15 protein-coding genes are annotated in these 14,444 nt (G+C 67.3%); 10 read left to right on the top strand and 5 right to left on the bottom strand.

All coding sequences use genetic code 11. The annotated features are described in order from the left end of the window. Nucleotides 1-925, top strand: a 925-nt coding sequence (locus ACFPQ9_RS42430; RefSeq protein ID WP_380865294.1) for a PIN domain-containing protein, incomplete at its 5' end; no start/stop codon positions are given. A gap of 22 nt (nucleotides 926-947) precedes the next feature. On the opposite strand, the gene ACFPQ9_RS42425 is transcribed toward ACFPQ9_RS42430, so the two are convergent. Then, the gene (locus ACFPQ9_RS42425) at nucleotides 948-1,238 is read right to left on the bottom strand and encodes a fic family toxin-antitoxin system, toxin component (RefSeq protein WP_380865292.1); all 291 of its coding nucleotides are present in this window, start codon (nucleotides 1,236-1,238) and stop codon (nucleotides 948-950) included. Between the two features lie 227 nt (nucleotides 1,239-1,465). Between ACFPQ9_RS42425 and ACFPQ9_RS42420 the strand changes: the two genes are divergently transcribed. The 9 genes from ACFPQ9_RS42420 to ACFPQ9_RS42380 all read left to right on the top strand — a co-directional run bounded on the left by ACFPQ9_RS42420 (nucleotide 1,466) and on the right by ACFPQ9_RS42380 (nucleotide 8,839). Next, a complete protein-coding gene (locus tag ACFPQ9_RS42420; protein ID WP_380865289.1) occupies nucleotides 1,466-2,668 on the top strand; it encodes a helix-turn-helix domain-containing protein in 1,203 nt (400 codons plus the stop codon). 112 nt (nucleotides 2,669-2,780) lie between these two features. After that, entirely contained in the window at nucleotides 2,781-3,293 is a 513-nt protein-coding gene (locus ACFPQ9_RS42415; protein ID WP_380865285.1) for an ATP-binding protein, read from the top strand. Then, nucleotides 3,293-3,697 (top strand): DUF6415 family natural product biosynthesis protein, encoded by a 405-nt coding sequence (locus ACFPQ9_RS42410; RefSeq protein WP_380865283.1) that lies wholly within the window; start codon nucleotides 3,293-3,295, stop codon nucleotides 3,695-3,697. Before ACFPQ9_RS42415 ends, ACFPQ9_RS42410 begins: the two co-directional genes overlap by 1 nt. A 59-nt stretch (nucleotides 3,698-3,756) precedes the next feature. Beyond that, nucleotides 3,757-4,422 carry a hypothetical protein gene (locus tag ACFPQ9_RS42405; RefSeq protein WP_380865280.1) on the top strand — a complete coding sequence of 222 codons (666 nt, stop codon included), beginning with the start codon at nucleotides 3,757-3,759 and terminating at the stop codon, nucleotides 4,420-4,422. Between the two features lie 259 nt (nucleotides 4,423-4,681). After that, complete coding sequence (locus ACFPQ9_RS42400) at nucleotides 4,682-5,545, top strand: radical SAM/SPASM domain-containing protein (protein WP_380865300.1); 864 nt, start codon at nucleotides 4,682-4,684, stop codon at nucleotides 5,543-5,545. Nucleotides 5,546-5,565: 20 nt separating this feature from the next. Then, nucleotides 5,566-6,696, top strand: coding sequence for a protein-L-isoaspartate O-methyltransferase family protein (locus tag ACFPQ9_RS42395; RefSeq protein ID WP_380865278.1), 1,131 nt, complete (start codon nucleotides 5,566-5,568; stop codon nucleotides 6,694-6,696). Nucleotides 6,697-6,867: 171 nt separating this feature from the next. After that, a complete protein-coding gene (locus tag ACFPQ9_RS42390) occupies nucleotides 6,868-7,839 on the top strand; it encodes a D-alanine--D-alanine ligase family protein (protein WP_380865275.1) in 972 nt (323 codons plus the stop codon). 15 nt (nucleotides 7,840-7,854) lie between these two features. Then, on the top strand, nucleotides 7,855-8,475 hold the full coding sequence (locus ACFPQ9_RS42385) for a C39 family peptidase (protein ID WP_380865274.1): 621 nt from the start codon (nucleotides 7,855-7,857) through the stop codon (nucleotides 8,473-8,475). Then, entirely contained in the window at nucleotides 8,468-8,839 is a 372-nt protein-coding gene (locus ACFPQ9_RS42380; protein ID WP_380865272.1) for a glutamate ligase domain-containing protein, read from the top strand. The genes ACFPQ9_RS42385 and ACFPQ9_RS42380 overlap by 8 nt, the downstream gene beginning before the upstream one ends. 404 nt (nucleotides 8,840-9,243) lie before the next feature. On the opposite strand, the gene ACFPQ9_RS42375 is transcribed toward ACFPQ9_RS42380, so the two are convergent. From ACFPQ9_RS42375 to ACFPQ9_RS42360, 4 genes are all read right to left on the bottom strand, one after another. Beyond that, nucleotides 9,244-9,936, bottom strand: coding sequence for a hypothetical protein (locus ACFPQ9_RS42375; protein WP_380865269.1), 693 nt, complete (start codon nucleotides 9,934-9,936; stop codon nucleotides 9,244-9,246). A gap of 63 nt (nucleotides 9,937-9,999) precedes the next feature. After that, on the bottom strand, nucleotides 10,000-12,201 hold the full coding sequence (locus tag ACFPQ9_RS42370; protein ID WP_380865267.1) for a glycoside hydrolase domain-containing protein: 2,202 nt from the start codon (nucleotides 12,199-12,201) through the stop codon (nucleotides 10,000-10,002). Between the two features lie 41 nt (nucleotides 12,202-12,242). Continuing rightward, on the bottom strand, nucleotides 12,243-12,641 hold the full coding sequence (locus ACFPQ9_RS42365) for a hypothetical protein (protein ID WP_380865264.1): 399 nt from the start codon (nucleotides 12,639-12,641) through the stop codon (nucleotides 12,243-12,245). Between the two features lie 193 nt (nucleotides 12,642-12,834). Continuing rightward, nucleotides 12,835-13,773, bottom strand: a complete 939-nt coding sequence (locus tag ACFPQ9_RS42360) for an ArsR/SmtB family transcription factor (protein WP_380865262.1) — start codon at nucleotides 13,771-13,773, stop codon at nucleotides 12,835-12,837. Nucleotides 13,774-14,444: the final 671 nt, after the last annotated feature.

Below are 14,444 nucleotides of genomic sequence, written 5' to 3'. Positions count from 1 at the left end.
CACCAACCGGACAGACACATCCGATCAACTGCTCAGCCCATCAAAGAGACACGCCTTAGACCGCCTCACCGAGCAGGGGCTTACCAACGTCCAGAACGCGGTGCCGCACGTAACAGGCCCCGGGCTGACCCAGGACGGCTGGAACAACCTCGCACAGGCGCGGCGTACATACGACGAGTGGACGCTTGAGGCCGGGACTGAGCTGCTGGAGGTGTTCGGGGACCGGTCGGTGGCAGGCCGCCTTCGAGGCGACCGCTACGACGCGATCATGCACCGTCAGTTCAGTGCAGACCGGCACGCCAACCTGATGCATACCGAGCTGCAGGAACTCCGCATCTATTTCATGGAGTTGGCCAACGAGCTGCGCCGGATGCAGGAGCGGTTCACCCGTCACGGGGTTCGGACGGTGGTGCTGGACACCAACGACCTGCTGCACTACATGCGCTTCGACAAGATTCCGTGGCAGCGGCTCTTCGGCCGCGGTACGTCCGTCATGATCCCCCACGTCGTGATCGACGAGATCGACAAGAAGTCGTACGACACCCACGACACCAACGTCCGGAAGCGGGCGCGGGGCGTCTTCGCGCTCCTGGAGCAGACCCTGGCCCAGATTGAGGCCGACGGCCACGCGGTGGTGCACGAAGACACTGTGGTCGAGGTCCTCCTGGACGAGCCCGGGCACCTGCGGCTGCCGAACAACGACGATGAGATCGTCGCGCGCGCCCGCTATCTGCAGCAGGCCATCGCGCCGGCCCCGGTCACGGTGATCACCGGGGACAACGGCATGCGGGCTCGCGCACTGTCGTGGGGGCTGAAGGCCAAGGTCCTGGACGAAAAGTACAAGATCGAGCGGCTGAGTGCGGCGGAGAAGGCAGCCAACGAGCAGACCATCACGTTCGAGGTGCCCGCCGACGGGGGCGGATAGGTCCCGGTTCTGGCTGGGGGCGTCAGACGGTGGACCAGGCGCGCAGTTGGGCGGCGACTTCCTGGACATGGGCGCCCTTGTGCTTGGCGCGCATGACGAGCGCGAGGGCTTCCCCCGGCTCGTAGGCCAGTGTGACGTTGTTGGTGTTGAGGAACGTCTCGGCGACCAGCCAGGCGAAGAACTCGTTCTTCGCCTCCAGCGGCTCGAACAGCGCTATGGACTCCATCAGGGCGGCGGCCTTGAGCCAGTCACTCGCGTACACGTCGCGGCCCATGTAGTGGGCCTGGACCCGGGCGCAGGCGGCATCCAGCACGCCCAGGTCGAGACAGGCCGGGTCGCCCGGGAGAGCCCAGCACCGTGTATGTGCGCCCTGTATAGGCGGAGGTGATCGATTCGCTCTTCAGGGTTCCATTCCGCAACAACGTGGCCCCATCAGACGAAAGGCCCCGGCTCCGAGCGAGCAGGGCCTGTCCGTCCGTGTCCCTCGAAGCCGATCGAGGAGGGGTACCGTTCTGGTGTCGAAGCAGAACAGGAGCCAGTATGCACGCTCTGCCCGAAGACCACACCGGCGTGCGCATGGCGCGGCTGCGCCGCGAACGCCACCTCACTCAAAAGGCAATCTCGGAACTTACCGGGATCCCCTACAGCACGTACACGAAGACCGAGCAGGGTGTCATCGCCGCCACCCCGCACGTCATCGCGGCTTTCGCCCGTGGCCTGCGGATCGAGGTAGCCACAGTTATGGGTCAGCCCTACACCGATGAGCTGAGGGCCGATGAACTCGACATCTTGATAAGGCCTATTCGGGAAGCCTTGGACATCTATGACCTCGGGGCCGACCCCGACGTACAGCCTCGACGGCTCGAGGACCTGAAGGACGACGCCGAGGCGCTCCTGGTGTCCGTTCGTGCCGGCGAGATCAAGAGGGCTGCGGGCAACGTCGCCGGGCTCATCGAGGAGGGCACCTCTGCGGCCCACTCGTTGAACAGCACGGAGGGGTGGCTGACGCTCGCGTCGTTCTACCGCACGGCCTACGACGTCGCCACCAAGCTCGGCTTTTCGGACCTCGCCCAGCTCTCCCTTGCCCGCATGGACTGGGCCGCTCAGCGCGGTTCCGACGCCATCCTCGGCGGTATGTACCAGTACCTCCGCGCACTCACCTACCTGCGTGAGGGCAAATTCGCAATCGGGCAACGCCTCGTCACCAGGGGACTGTCCACCCTGCAGCAGGCGGACAGCACCCGAGAACGCGAGGTCGTCACCGGTCAACTCCACCTCGGCGGGGCGGTGATGGCCGGCCGAGCACACGATCAGAATCAGGCCCTCTCCCACCTTGAAGAAGCGGAACGGATCGCTGGGAGGACAGGGGAAGCGGTCAAGGTGCATTACCTCACCTTCGGCCCGACCAACGTGCAAGTGCACCGCGTCTCAGTCCTGGCTGAACTCGACCAGTACGGCGAGGCAGTCGAGGCCAACGGTGACCTCACCATTCCCCAGGACTGGCCGAAGTCGCGGATCAGCCACCACTACGCCGAGGTCGCCCGCGCGCAAATGTGGACCGGCAGGCTCGAAGCGTCCTTTCAGAGCCTCCTCAAGGCCCGCAAAGCGGCTCCCCAGCAGGCCAAGTACCACCCGACGGTGCGAGAGACGTACGCCGGTCTCGAGGCTGCCCACCGGCGCCTGCCGGAGAGCTTCCTGTCGTACGGATCCTGGCTGAGTGCCGCAAACGGACAGGTCGCCTGACCACCTGTCACCCTTCATAAAGCTCTGGCCCCAACTATCAACAACTCGTGATAGTTGGGGCCTAGTTGTGGGCCCACCATGTCGTCACTGGCCATTCGACATGGAGCCGACCATGACGACAACGCAAGCCGCGGCCCAGCAGCGCGCCTGCCGACGCGCTCAGGCTGGGGCCATTCAAGGACCCAAGCACAACGGCACAGTGCTTCATCAGCGGATCATCGTCGCCCTCCGGCACACTGCCGCGCCGCCCAGCGATGAAGAGGCATCACGCATAGGTGTCGTGCGCAGGATCGCGGCTGCCAAGCTCAGATACTGCGGTCTTAAGGCTCTTGTCGACAATGTCATGCTCATCGTCTCCGAGCTGCTCACGAACGCGCTGTTGCACAGCGGTACTACGGAGATCCGACTGGACATCACCGTAGAAGGCCAGGACCTGTGCATCGCTGTCCACGACGGCATGGCCGGGCATGCGGTGCCGAAAATCACGGACGATGACGCTGAGTCCGGGCGCGGCCTTCAGCTCATCGACGTCCTGATAAGGGAGAACGGCGGGTGCTGGGGGACCAGCGAAGGTGGCGCAACGACCTGGTGCCGCCTCGCTATCCCGGACGAGGGCACTTCGTGATGCCCGCCGCCACTGTTCCCGCCTGGACGCTGCCCCTCCCACCCGAGGCGCTGGCCGACCTCCTAGCAAAGGTGCGGCAGTGGACGCCGTTCGACGGCGAGGTGGTTCTTGATGACGTCGGTGATGTCCTGGACGACGTCATACCGCGAGAGACAGAGCTCGCCAGCCAATGCCTGCGTTTCCGCGATCACCTACTGAGGCTTGTACAGATCGCTGTTGCCACCGAAGCCGGACACAAGGACGACCAGACAGCCCTCCTGATCCAGCAGGCCCGGCTCGCGAGCGCCCAGCCCCTTCCGACCGATCACGTGCAGGCCGTCGGCCACCTGCGCCGGATGGCCTGGTCCGTCAACGAGCTGCACGAGCGCCTGGTCGCCATCCGATGCCTCAGGGAGGCGGCGTGATCGTCCCTCCTCTCCCCTACAGCCCTTCCGATCGACAGACAAGAAGGAAGACCCGATCCGTGCGGACCACCGACGTGAGCCTGGTGCCCTACATAACCCTCAGAGAAGGGGAAGAAGCCGCCCCCGCCAATCTGATCATCGCCTCGGAATGGCCGGGCAAGTTCCCCAGACTTCGCTACGTCGATGAGGGACGAGAGGACCGGGATGTTCGTGGTGTGCTGTGGGCGCGCTGCTCGCACACCCGGCGAGACGAGCGGGGCATGCCGACGGGCAAGCCGCGATGGAAGCTGATGCATCCGTCCCGGCAGCGGGAGACGATGCAGGAACTGCGGTGCCAGGTCTGCGTGAAGCCGGCGCGGACAGCGTTGGGCTTCATCTTCCTCGCGGGCCCGGACGACTACGACCGTGACGCGTCGTCGATCATCACGGGACAGCCGCCCGTCTGCAGGCGGCATGTGCGCGCCGCAGCCGCCCTGTGCCCGCACCTCGACAGCCGGCCGATGGTCTTTCTCGCGCGCAGCGCACCCCTGTACGGCGTGCACGGAACTCTCTACGGCTACGGCCCGGACGGCATCCAGGTCATAGCGACTCCCGACCACCCTCTGCCCTACGGCCACCCCAACCTGCCGACAGCTCTCGCCTCGCAACTGGTACGCAGACTGAACTCCTTCCGGCTCGTCGACCTGGACGAACTACTCCAGGAACTGGCACCGGAAGCGGCATAAACCCCTGCTCGGTGCGCTCGGTGCCGGAAGTCCCGCTGGCCACTGAGCAGGCAAGTCCCGGCGCGAGGTGGCCGTTTCCCCGCGGCCCCCGCGCCGGGCACCCCCGGCTCCTGTCCGGTGGCCCGGATGACCACAAGGCCAGGCCACCGGACAGGGCAAACCCCGGCGCGGAGCACGCACCCGACCCGCCCCGACTCCCCGAGGCCCGGTTCGCCCCGTGCTGGCCCTCAAACAGGCACCCGAACCAAGAAGAGGCGCTATGACGATCGCTCCCGAGGCTCCGACCCGTCCGGCGGTGCCGGAGTTCCTCGAGCTGGAGATCACCGGCAGGTGCCAGCTCACCTGCCCGTCCCTGTGCTACGCCATGGCCGGTCCCGCTGAGACAGACGGCAGCATGACCGGCGACGACTGGAAGCGGCTCCTGACCGAGGCGGCGTCGATCGGTGTGAAGAAGGTGCAGTTCATCGGTGGCGAGCCGACGTTGCACCCGGAGTTCGAAGCCCTTGTACACCGCGCGCTGGCCCACGGCCTTGGCGTGCAGGTGTACAGCAATCTGTACCGCGTCCGGCAGCAGCACTGGGCCCTGTTCGAGCATCCGAAGGTGTCCCTGGCGACGTCCTATTACAGCGACGTCGCCGAGGAGCACGACCGGGCGACGGGCCGGAAGGGTTCCCACACTGCAACCCGGGCGAACATCGTGCGTGCCGTGACCCGAGGCATCGCGCTGCAGGCCGGCATCGTCGAGGTGTTCGAAGGCCAGCGCACGGCGCAGGCCCGCGAGGAGCTGCTCGCCCTCGGCGTGGGCACGGTGAATGTCGACCGCGTCCGCAGCATCGGCCGGGGGGAAATCCACGTTCCCACGGTCAGGGACCTGTGCGGGCGCTGCGCGCACGGCCGGGCCGCGGTCATGCCCGACGGCACGGTCACGCCGTGCGTCCTGGGTCGCTTCCTGGGGACGGGAAACGCCAAATCGGAGGGGCTCGACGCAGTATTCCGGGGGCAGAAATGGGCGGCCACGGCGGCGGGCATTCCCCGGCATTGTGTGCCGACGCCCGGCTGCACTCCGGCCGACTCCAACGACTGCGATCCGGCGAACACCGAAGCCTGCGACCCTGCTTACTAGCACGAGAGGGCAGTGAAGCGATGGAGTGGCTACCGCACGCCCGGCGCCTGGCGCATCAGATCGTACGGCCGGAGTCTCGCTGGCACGAGGCCGTGGCCGGCGTGCCCCGGCACCAGTTCGTCCCCCGCTGGTGGGAGCCGGACGGCGAGGTGTGGACCGTGCGCACCGGCGCCGCTGCCCCTGACCTGTGGCTGGAGAAGGCGTATGAGGACCAGACGCTCGTCACGCGGGTCGATGCCTTCCACGCCGATCACGCCGCCGACGGCGATGCCATCGACGGGGGAACGCCGACGTCCTCGTCGACGCTGCCCAGCCTTGTCGTACGGATGTACCGGCACGCCATGATCGGCGACGGTCATCAGGTTCTCGTCACAACGGGCTCGGGCTACGGCACGGCCCTGGCGTGCGTGCGGCTCGGCAGCGAGCACGTCACGAGCATCGACATCGACGAGCACCTGGTGAACCTCGCTACCGACCGCCTTACACGGTTCGGCGAGAGTCCGCGCACCATGGTCTGCGACATCACGGGAGCACTGCCCGGGCAGTACGACCGGATCGTGTCCACCGTGTCGGTGCGGCCTGTGCCGGTTTCCTGGCTGCAGGCGCTGAAGACGGGCGGCCGGTTGGTGACCACGATCGCCGGCACCGGCCTGATCCTCACCGCGGACAAGACGGCCGACGGTGGTGCTGTGGGCCGGATCGAGTGGGACCGGGCCGGGTTCATGCGCACCCGTCACGCCGACACCTACGAGCATCCCGCGGACGACGTCTGGAAGGGCGCCGCGCAAGACAGTGGTGAGGACGCCTTGACCAGCAGGTACCCGCTGCTGTTCCCGCCGGACGCGTGGGACGTCATGTCGATGCTCGAGCTGCAACTCCCCGGCATCAGGTACCGCAAGCAGCAGGACGGCGACACCCGCACGGTGTGGCTGCTGCATCCCGATGGCTCATGGGCCCGCGCCACAGCAACCGGCCTTCTCGACTCGCCGACCGTGCACCAGAGCGGCCCCCGACGGCTGTGGTCGGACCTGGACCGGGTCCGCAACCGTCTCAACCGGGAAGGCGCCCTGCCCGTCTACGGCGCCCAGGCCACCATCCGTCCCGACGGCACGACCACCCTCACCCGCGGGTCCTGGACGGCCACGCTCTAGCCGCCCCAACCACCCGCCATAAAACGCCCTACCTGCGGCAGATCCCGTGACCACCCTGCCGCGCCCGCGCCCCTTTCCCCCCAGAATCCGGTGCGGCGGCCCGCCCCTGCCAAGAAGCAGCCGCCGCACCGGTGCACCACCACTCGCCTCTCGCGTTCAAAGGAGAATCGCGTGAACGTCACGACGGTGCCGGACATCGCCACCTTACGGATCGGTGTCCTGTGTGGAGGCAACTCCCCCGAACGGCCCGGCTCAATCGCCTCAGGCGAGCACGCGGCCAAAGCGCTGGCGGCCGCAGGGCTCACCACCGAGCTCATCGACATCGCATACGCCCCACTGTCCGGCCTGCACGGCAGCATGGACGTCGCCCTGCTGGGCCTTCACGGCCTCGGAGGAGAGGACGGCAAGATCCAGGGCGCGCTGGAGACCGCCGGCATCCCCTACACAGGATCCGGGGTACTGGCATCAGCGGTGGGCATGCACAAACCCACCTTCAAGCACCTGCTGCTCAACCGGAACATCGACACCCCCCGGTGGGTGGTCATCGACCCCCACATCTCCATCGAGGCCACCCTGTCCGTCGTGCGCCACACCATCAGCTACCCGGTGTTCGTCAAACCGTCCTCCGGCGGAGGCAGCCTCGCCGCAAGCATCGCCCACGACGAGACCACCCTGCGGCGCATGATCGAGGCCACGAACGCTCAGCAGTACGCCGAGTACATGGTCGAGGAGTACGTACCGGGCATTCCCTGCACCGTCGGCCTGGTGGAGGTGAACGGGCGTCTGGTGACGCTGCCCGTCCACGACGTGGAGTCGAAGAACGAGTTCTACGACTACGCCGCCAAGCACGACCCGACGCTGCGCACCGAGCACTGCCCGTCGATCCTGCCGGACCATCTCACCCGTACCATGCAGCACCTGGCGCGCAGCGTGTTCAGGCTGATCGGCGCACACGGCGTGCTCCGCGTCGATTTCATCGCCGGGGCCAACGGCAGGGCGACCGTACTGGAGTGCAACACCCTCCCCGGCCTGTCCGAACGGGGCAACCTCGCCACCATGGCGCACGCCGGCGGCATTGACTACCCCGTCCTGATGCAACACCTCGTCAGAACCGCGTTCACCAAGCCCGCGTACCTGCCGTGAGAAAGACTGATGCTCATGAACGCCCCCACCACCCTCCACCCCGTCCCCTACCACTCCCAATGGGAGTCCGCATCGCTGGTACCGGAGTTCATCACCGGCCAACGTGATGCGGCCGACGATCCGCTGTGGCAAAAATCCGGCGCCGACACCCCGCAGGAATACGCGTTCTGGGCTCCCCGCATGTGCGGCGTGGCGTGCCTGCGGATGGCGCTCGACTTCTGGCAGCGCTCCGTACCCTCCTCCGTACCGCTCGTCAAAGAACTGTGCGAGGCCGGCGCCTACGTCCGAAACGACCACACCGTGAAAGGGCTGATCTACCAGCCCTTCGCCGAGTACACGCGAGCCCGGTGGGGGATGCACGCCCAGGCCATGCCTGACCTACCTGCAACGAGCCTCCCCGAGATCATCACCTCGGGGCGGCTCGCGCTGGTGTCCGTACACAAGACCATCCGCACACCCCAAGCCGACCCGCCGAGCAGAGGCGGACACCTGGTCCTCGCTGTCGGCTTCAGCAAGCAGGACGTGATGCTGCACAACCCCTCCGGCCTGCCCGGTACCTCTCAGCAGGCCGCACGGGTTCCCTGGGATCGATTCGACGCCTTCTACGCACACCGAGGAGTGGTCCTCGGTGACTGACCAGCATCAGAACAAGCTCACAGAGAAAGCACCCGGCACGCGGAAAATCGCCGTCCTCGGTGAGATGCTCGAACTCGGTGCCGAAGCCCCGCAGGCTCATTGGAACATCGGCCAGGAAACAGGCACCTACGGCGTCGACTTCCTGATCGCTGTCGGCGGCGACATGGCCAAGCAACTCGCCCTCGGCGCCGCGGCCGCCGGCGTCGAGACGGCGATCGTCCGGGACAACGAGACAGCCACCCAACTCCTGGAGAGGATCCTCAGCCCCGGCGACACCGTACTGATCAAGGGATCTCGTGGCGGCATGCACTGGCAGATCGCCCAGGCCCTCACCAGCCAGCCCATCACCGGAATCCTGTCCTAAAGCGCCGACCCGTCTCACCCCCTACAGGCGCCCCGCCTCCACCTCCGAAGAGGTGAGGCAGGTGCCGAGTTGCCAGCTGGGACCCGGCGCTTGTTCACGTCCCGCGGTGTTGCGGTGGCAGAGCAGCAAGGTAGTTGAGCGCTGCGTTGACGACCTGCCGGGCAACGTTCGGACTGTCGGAATCAGCCCGGGCCCAGCCAATTCGACAGTATTGATCGGGCGGGTCCCGAAGTCGGCGTCAGCTGCGGCCGCAGCGACGAGGCCGAAGCCACAGCGCGGACCCCGGTCGAACTCGGCTGGCGGCTCCGGGGCATCAGGTTCTGCTCGGCGACGGTGACCAGGCCGGAGTCGAGGGCGGCGGACCGGGGGCCCGGGGTCCGGAGTCGGGTGCCGGCTGTAGCCCGTCAGCGTCCCAGCGCGAGTACACCCGCGCCCTGGCCGGGAGCCTGGTCCCCCTGGCGGACGCGATCGGCAACCTTTGTAAGGCGTGGATCCGTCGGAGCGACATCGATCTGGAAATGAGCCTCGTACGGACGGTCGAACGTCCCGCCCCAACGCACCACTCCCCCGCACTCCCTGACGATGTCGGCGATGACGGCGCGCTGGTGGGGGAAGAGCCCGCCCGTCGCCCCGGGCGGGTAGGCGCCTGGACGTATCGCCAGAGCGGTACCGGAGGCATGGTTGGTTGCTGGGCCTTTGATGGACCGGTCCGGGCTGCGGTATCCGACGACTTCGTCCTGTACGAGTGTGTCCACCTCGTAGTGGTATCGGCGCAGCACGTGCATGAGGATGGTCGAGACGTCCCCGAGGCGCAGTGCCACGCGGACGGAGCTGCCGGCGACGGCCTGGGTCCAGATGGAGCCGCCGATGTCGGCGCCCTTCTCCATCGGCCAGCCGTTGGCGCTGTTCTCCCCTGTTCGCAGCCTGGCGTCCAGCGCGCGCCTGGCCTGCGCCGCGGATGCCGCGGCCGTGGAGGGCGACGGTGTGGCGGCGGAGGCGGATGTGGCGGTCGTGGCGCCTAGTCCGGCGACGGCCACCAGGACGGCGCCCGTTCTGATCAGGGACCGCCGTGTCAGGGGTTGTGCGGAGGCAGCCATGAGGAATTGCCCTTTCATCGGCCAGGACGGGCGGGTCGGGAGGACTGACGACGGGGCGGGCGGTCAGGAGCGCAGCGGCGCGTTGTACTTCTCGAACACCCGATACATGCCGATCATCGCCTGGGCGTAGTTGTCGGAGTCCGGTGGACGGCCGTTGTAGCGGCCCATGATGCGCCGGCTGTCGTCCTCGCTCGTGGTCAGCCCCGGGCGGGCGAGTCCGAGGTCGGCGGCACCCCAGCCCAGTACGGCGGGCACGGTCTGCACGTTGAAGATGTTGTCCGTGTTCAGCTTCTGCCACATGGCCCAGATGTCGTCGCCCTTGTCCGGGTCCGTGGGGGTGCCGGAAATGATGCCCTGGGCGATGGCCCAGTTCCGGCCCCTGATGGCCGTACGCCCGAAGATCTGTGCCAGACCGGTACTGCAGTCGTCCTTGCCGGTCGGGACCCCGGTCGTGTAGTGGAGCCGGACCGCGTCGTCGGCGACGGGATCAAAGATGTTGAACTTGCGAATCTCCCACAGCAGCGGGCACTGGATCATGGCCTTGCGCATGCGGAAGTGGCGTGACAACTGGGTCGTCAGCCAGTCGAGGTCAAGCACGATGTCCACACTCTCGGTCGTCGTGCGTCCCGTCCCGTCGTCCCCGTTCGGACCTCCCTTCTCCGGTACGCCGAGCGCGGTCACGAAGTACGTCTGGATGTCCGCCAGCAGGGCGTTGCGCTGGGCGAGGTCGAAGCCGACGTCGAGTTGGTTGTCGGGGGACTCGTCGTTGAAGCTGTTCTGGCCCGTGTCGCTGCCGGACGCGATGTTGTTGTCGATGGTGATCTGACCGGTGCCGGAACCGATGGAGATCGTGGAGATCTGGTCGAAGGACCAGTCGATCGGGTGCGGATAGCCCAGGTTGCCGGAGAAGCCGGTGGACATGTCGCACAGGAAGCTGGCGGTCGTCAGGCGCTCGGCAGCGACCCGGCTGCAGACGTTGCGCGGCCCGTAGATGCCGATCTCGAACTCTCGCCCGTACTCGTCCATCGTGGCTTTGATGGCCCGGAAGTGCGGGAGGATGTTGTCGGTGACCTGGTAGTCCAAGGCGTCGAAGTCGACGGCGAAGTAGATGCGTGTGCCGGGTTTGAAGCCGTAGCCGCGGGCCCGCGTGATCGCCGCGTGGGCGTCGGCGATGCCCTGCGCCCGCTTGAAGTAGGCCGCCTCACCGCCGTACGTCTGGTAGATCGGGAAGACACTCAGGCCGTGAGAGGCGATGCGCCGCAGTTCGCCCGGCTGGAGGCGCTTGTTGAGGGTCGAGCCCGACACGTTGGACAGATAGCGGCCTACGTATCGGTAGCCGGCCGCGTACAAGGCCGCGGCGCGCACGTCGGTGATTTCGGTGACGGTGTCGCAGGCGGTGCCCGCGCGGGTAGCGTCGCCGGTGGAGACCAGCAGCGAGGCCCAGGTCTGGAAGTCACCGCGTCCGGTCACCGGAAGGCGGACAAAGCTCTGGAAGTCGCTGGTGTAGCGGGCAAGGTGGGAGGTGAAGCCGTCGACGAAGTCCACTCCGGGGCGCCGGTTGAACAGCATGGCAGCGCTGAACAGGTTGACCCAGACACCCGACGAGCCCTCCCCGACGGGGTGGTCGCGCAGCCCTTGTCTGGTCGCGGGGCCGAAGACGCCGTTGGCGACGTCGTCGCTCATGCCGAGCTCGAACTGGATCGCGTACAGCAGGGCTTTCTGGACATCCCGGGAGAACATTCCGTCGCAGGGGATGACGAAGAAGTTCCGCCGGTTGATGTAACGGCCGTTCATCCACTGCTGGACGTAGCGGATCTTCTCGGTGCCGTTCCCGACGACTACGTACGGGTCCATGGTGAGCAGGGCCTTGAAGACCTTCGGAGTGAGTCCGCCTCCGGGGTACACCCCGTCGACGCCCATGTGCTGCTTGAGCCTGGTCACGGCCGCTGCCACGCGCCCGGTGTAGTCGCCGTTGATCTCGTCGCCGTCGTAGCCCTTGCAGAACAGCCCCGACTGCACGATCCGGTAGACGTTTCCGTGCCGGGTGCCGCTGTCGATGACGGGGAAGCGGGATGTCAGCGCGGTGAGCGTGGCAGGTCCGAAACTGTCCGACAGCGTGGTCATGCCCAGTTCGTACTGGAGTGCGCGGGTCAGCGCGTACATCACGCTCCAGCCGGTCTTGCCGTCCTCCTCGACCTTGGGAATGCCCGCCACGTTGTAGGAGTTGATGAATCTCTGTGCCAGCAGCACCATGTCGTCAGCCATGTCGCGTCCCTCCGGTGGGGGTCAGGCGCCGGGCCAGGGATCTAGCAGAGCGGGAGGCCGGGGATGCGGCCGTCGTTCACGCCGCCGCTGATGTAGACGACGGGCAGCCAGACCCGCTTGTTGCCGCTGTCGTCGTCCGTCCGCGCCCAGTAGTGGTTGTAGTAGCTGCCGTAGCGGTACTCATGGCCCCACTGCTGGCAGTAGAAGTAGTTGGTGCCTGCGTGGAGGATGCCGGCCGGGATGCCGTTGCAGCTGTCGGTCTGATCGGTGGTGGTGCACCACCAAGTGGACGCGGTCTTCCAGACGTTGCAGTTGTACTTGCCGCCACCGATGGACGTGCAGCCCGCAGCGGCCTGGGCGGTGCTGCCCAGGCCGGCCAGCGAGGCCGCGGTGATCATCGCGGCAGATGACAGGACGGTGGCAAGTCGGTGCAGGGCCATGGCTGTTTCCCCCTGAATGGTGTGCCTCTGACAGTGATGCGGCCTCGCCCGCGCGTTCCGGCCGGGCGCGCGGGCCGGCACAGCAGACGTGCCCGACGGCGTGGGGGTCGGTCAAGCCCCATGCGTCCCTCACAGCTTGCGCGTTGGCACACCAGAGAAGCCAAAGGTTTCAGCGGAGGCCGAAACTCCCACGTCAGGACTCCCACGGCACGCCAGTGCCGCAGAGCAGGGCGGCACCGAGCGGGGTCAGCGTGTGCAGCACCTGATGGCCGACGCGCTGGCTGCGGACCAGGTTGGCGGCGGCGAGGACATGCACGTGCTGGCTGGCGGAGGCCGGCGAAATCCGTAGCCTGCGGGCGAGTTCACCGGTGGTGGTGGTGTCGTGCAGCGCCGCCAGCGTACGCGCCCGGGTGCGGCCCAACAGGGCGGACAGCGCCTGCGGCTTGGTGGTGCCGGACGGGTCGGCCGAGGAAGGCCCGACAGTGCTGTGATCGACGGGGTAGACGAGAACCGGGCGCAGTGCCGGATCGGCCAGCGCGATGGGCGTGCGGCGGCAGAAGTACGACGGGATCAGCCGCAGCCCCCGCCCGCCAAGGAGTAGGTCGCGGTCCACCGGGTAGTCCACGTGCAGCACGGGCGGCTGCCACCGCACGAGCGGGCCGAGGGAACCGAGCAGCCCGTGCACTCCGGCGTCCCGCACGGTCCTGGCGCGCCGAGCGCGGTCTCCTTCGACCCGCGCCTCGGCCTCCGTCCACTCCGGGACGATCACACTGTCGTGCACAGCGCCGGTGAGGTCGGACATCCCGTCGCGGTCGCCGCCGGCGAGGTTCCTCATCCAGACCGGCGCCGAGCGACGCCGGGCCGGACCGCCGCCGGTGAGCTGCACCAGCTCGTCTCTCAGTCTCCGGGGCGGGGTGCTGCGGATCGCCTCCAGCCCGGCGCCGAGGCCCTCCTCGGCCGCGGTGGGGGTGAGAAAGTCCGGGAAGTAGCCGCGGGTCGGCAATAGCGCGCTGAGCATCCGCACGGACTCGACGGGCCCGCCCTGCCCGACCACGCTCCTGGCGCGCCGCCGCCACTCCTGCATGGCGGGCATCACCTGTACGGAATGGGCCAGCTGCTGGACGCCGAGCATCGTCTCCTACAGCGGGTCCAGCCTCGTCGCGACGGTGACTCTCGCCAGATCTTCGGCGGTGAAGTGGACACGTAACAATGCGTGTTCCCCCTTGAAAGTGCCTTACGTGTCGGTGGTGTGTAAGACCTCCGCAGGCACCCGAAAAGTTGTACGACAGTCAGGTCGGAGCTGAGCCGTCTACGCGGATGTTCCCCAGGCACGCGCATGGCTTGCCGAGGTGCTCCAGGCCCCGAGGCTGCGACCCGCCACCGCATTCCACCGCCTGTTTCACGAAGACGCCGACAAATCATCGGCACCACAGCCGAATTGAGTGTGGACTCCAGGACGATTCACGACCTGGGGGAAGCATCAGTGCAAGCGCGCTGCTCCCCGCACTAGCGGGGTTGCTACTGCTGTGCGTTGGCGTGGTGGTGGGTCAGCGCGTGCCAGCGTCGCTCGAAATCGTCGGCCTGGTCGGCGATGTAGTCGGTCGTGAGAGGCCTGTTGTGCTGCGCGCTGATCCCGCGGGATGCGCACTCCCGTGCAACGACATCGAGAGGCGGATGTGCGGTGTGCACGCGCTGTTCCGCCCAGAGGGTGTAGACGCGGAACGGCAGGAGGTAGCGGCGCAGGGTGGAGGGGCTTACGGGCTTTCCGCCGCGGCCCTTCATGTCCTTCTTTGCGAGGTAGGC

Source organism: Streptomyces coerulescens (assembly GCF_042657965.1).
Lineage (GTDB): Bacteria > Actinomycetota > Actinomycetes > Streptomycetales > Streptomycetaceae > Streptomyces > Streptomyces coerulescens.
This window is presented reverse-complemented; position numbering and strand designations above follow the sequence as displayed.